This is a genomic window from Streptomyces sp. NRRL B-24572 (assembly GCF_002156145.1).
Classification (GTDB): Bacteria; Actinomycetota; Actinomycetes; order Streptomycetales; family Streptomycetaceae; genus Streptomyces; species Streptomyces vietnamensis.
In genome coordinates this window covers 1-3,528 of the sequence record NZ_MWIG01000872.1, presented here as the reverse complement: position 1 = coordinate 3,528, position 3,528 = coordinate 1, and the positions used below count along the sequence as shown (strand labels likewise).

Below are 3,528 nucleotides of genomic sequence, written 5' to 3'. Positions count from 1 at the left end.
CGAAGAGATCCGCGCCGAGATCGACCTCGACCTGACCGCCCCGATGCGACGCCCTGGCCGGCCTCGGACGGTCCAGGTTCAGCCCGTGCTCCTCCGGCAGCCCCTCCAGCGCCCCACGCCAGAAGCCCAACTCCCGGCCCAGCACACTGTCCGGGTCGTCCGCCGAGCCCAGTACCCGCCGCTGCCACACCGCGTAATCCGCGTACTGCACGGCCAAGGGCTCCAGGACGGAACCCTCGGCCCCGGCCACCCGAGCCGCATAGGCCCGCTGCAGATCTCCGAAGAACACCGCATTCGACAGACCGTCCGTCGCGATGTGGTGCACCACCAGCGACAGCACCGCCGAACCGTCCGCCACCTCGAACACCACCGCCCGCAACGGCAGCTCCACAGCCAGGTCGAACACACGACCCGCCGCTGCCTCCAACTCCCCCTCCAGAGCACCGGCGTCGACCCGACGCCAGTCCACCGACACGCGCGCCCGCTCGGGCGGCAGTACCCGCTGGCGCGGCTCGCCCTCCACCGGCTCGAACACCGTCCGCAGCGGGGCATGCCGCTCGACCACGTCGCTCAGCGCGGACTCCAGCGCCGTCCGGTCCGGCACGCCCTCCAGCCTCACGGCCATCGGCACGTTGTAGGCCGCACTGTCCCCCTCCAGCTGAGCCAGCAGCCACAACCGCCGCTGCGCGAACGACGCCGGAGCCGACTCACCGGCCCCCTCCCCCGCGACCAGCGGCGGGACGGCCCGTACGGCGCCCTGCTCACCGAGCAGTTCCGCGAGCCCCGCCACCGTCGGGTGCCCGAAGACGTCCCGGATCGTCAGCCGCGCGCCCAGCGCCTCGGCGATGTGGTTCGTCAGCCGGGCCGCGAGCAGCGAATGACCGCCGAGGGCGAAGAAGCCGTCGTCGATGCCCACCGGGCCGGTGAGCTCCAGGGTGCGGCCGAAGAGGGCGGCCAGGATCTCCTCGGTCTCGTTGCGCGGGGCGCGGTCCGTTCCCAGGGCCGTCGTCGGTGCCGGCAGCGCCCGCTTGTCGATCTTGCCGTTGGGGGTGACGGGCAGGCGGTCGAGTGCGGTCACGTACGTGGGCACGAGGTGCTCGGGGAGCCGCTCGGCCACGTGCCGCCGGATCTCGTCGGGGTCCCCGTCGCCGACGACGTACGCGGCGAGCCGCTTCTCGTGGACGGTGACGACGGCCCGGGTCACGGCGGGGTGGGTCAGGAGCGCGGCCTCGGTCTCGCCGGGTTCGATCCGGAAGCCGAGGATCTTGATCTGGTCGTCGGCCCGGCCCTCGTACAGGAGGCGTCCGTCCCGGTCGAAGCGCGCCAGGTCGCCCGTCCGGTACAGCCGGCCGCCATCCGTGGCGAAGGGGTTCGGTACGAAGCGGGCGGCGGTCAGGTCCGGCCGGCCCAGGTATCCGTGCGCGAGGCCCTCGCCCGCCACGTACAGCTCACCGGTCACCCCCGGCGGGCAGAGGTTCAGCTGCGCGTCCAGGATGTAGGCCGGCTTGTTGACCAGCGGGGTGCCGATCGGGATCACCGGGTGCGGCTGCTCGCCGGCCTCGATGGTGTGGGTGGTCGCGTAGATCATGACCTCGGCGGGTCCGTACCCGTTGAGGACGGTGATGCCGGGCCTGAGCCGCTGGAGCTTGTGGACGTGTGCCGGGGAGGCCGCCTCGCCCACCGTGAAGGCGGTGGTGACGGTCTCGAAGGCCTCGGGGTGTTCGTCGGTGAGGTAGTTGAAGAGGGTGGCGGACAGCAGGAGCGTCGTGACGCGGTGCCGGCGCGCCAGCTCGGTCACGAGGACCGGTTCGGGCTTCTGTCCCGGCTGGAGGACCGCCGTGCCGCCGTGCAGGAGCGCTCCCCAGAACTCCAGGCTGAACGCGTCCCAGGACACCGGCGAGCACTGGAGGTAGACCTGGTCCGGGCCCGCGGGGAGGTAGGGCTGGCCGATCAGGGTCGACACCAGGTTGCGGTGGGAGGACAGGATGGCCTTGGGCCGGCCCGTCGAGCCGGAGGTGAACATCAGGCACGCGGGGTCGTCGGGGCCGAGCGGCACGCCGAGGTTGCCGGGGTGGTACGAGAGGAGTTCGCCGGGGGCCTCGGTGTGGGTGGCCCAGGGGCCTTCGACGCGCTCGGCGAGCACCGGGCGGGTGACGAGGTGGCTGATGCCGGCGTCGGCGGCCGCCGAGCGCAGCCGGTCGTCGGGGAAGTCCGGGTCGAGGAGGACGTGGGCGGCGCCGGTCTTCAGGACGGCGAGGAGAGCGGTGGCGAAGCGGGTGCCGCGTTCGAGGAGGACGCCGGCCATGTCGCCGCGCCCGAGGCCGCGGGAGCGCAGGTGGCGTGCCCAGCGGTTGGCGGCGGCGTTCAGTTCGGCGTACGTGACCTCGCCCGCCTCGTCGATGAGCGCGACCCCGTCGGGGAACCGTGCCGCCTGCTCCTCGAACCGCTCCACGAGCGTCGTGTCCACCGCGTCCGCGAGCGGTCCGGCCCACCGGCCCGTCAGGAGCTCGCGCTCCGTCTCCGACAGGACGTCGAGGTCGGCGATCCGGCGTTCGGTCGGTCGCTCGGTGGCGAGGACGGTGGTCAGGAAGGCGGCGAACCGGTCCTGGTGGGCGGCGACGGCCGTCACGTCGACGCCCTCGACCGGCGTGTCGAAGTCGATGCGCAGGCCGTTCGCGGCGCCCAGGTCGAGCACGGCGACGCTGAGGTCGTCGACCGGGCCGTTGCTCACGTTGTGGTTGACCGTCGGGTGGCCGCAGACGGTGAGCTCCGCGTGGAAGCCCATGATGTTGAGGACGGGCGTGGCCAGCCTGCGGGCGCCGTCGATGACACCGGCGTCGCGGCACAGGTCCTCGTAGCGGGTCATCTGGTGGCGCAGACCGTGCTTGACCTCGGCTCCCACCGAGCGGACCAGTGCGGCGAGCGGTTCCTCGGGCCGGACCCTGAGCCTCAGGGGGACGACGTTCGACGACATTCCCGGGGTGCTGCGCGCCCGTCGGGACGTCCGGCCGGTCACCGGCAGGGCGATCACCAGCTCGGTCCGTCCGGTGACGCGGTGCAGGTAGACCGTGAACAGGGCGACGAGGAGGACCGACCAGGAGGCGCGCTCGCCGCGTGCGACCGCGCGGAGCCGGTCGGCGTCCGCCGGGGACACCCGTACGCTCCGGCGGGCGAAGGGCAGGCCGCCGTGCGCGGCCGCCGCCCGGCCCGTGCCCCGGACGAGGCCGGCGGGGGCGTCCGGCGCTCCGGCGAGGTGCTCCCGCCAGGCCGCGCGCTCGGCGGTGGCCTCCTCGGACCGCCGGTACTCCGCGTCCTCGGCGAGCAGTTCGACCAGGCTGCCGAACGGGGACGGCCCCCAGGGCTCGCCCGCGACGGCCTGCTCGTACAGCTCGACCAGCCGTGCGAGGGCCATCGACACGCCCACGCCGTCGACGACCAGGTGGTGGAAGCCGTAGAAGTAGAAGTACCTCTCCTCGCCGAGCTTGATCAACGCGCAGCGGACCGGCGGCTGCTCGGTGAGGTCGAAGG

The 3,528-nt window shown here is 73.3% G+C and carries 1 protein-coding gene; it reads right to left on the bottom strand.

Features of this window, described 5'->3' with window-relative positions; all coding sequences use genetic code 11:
• A partial coding sequence (locus CCN56_RS37510) for a non-ribosomal peptide synthetase (RefSeq protein WP_143664758.1) occupies positions 1 to 3,528 on the bottom strand: 3,528 nt, incomplete at both ends.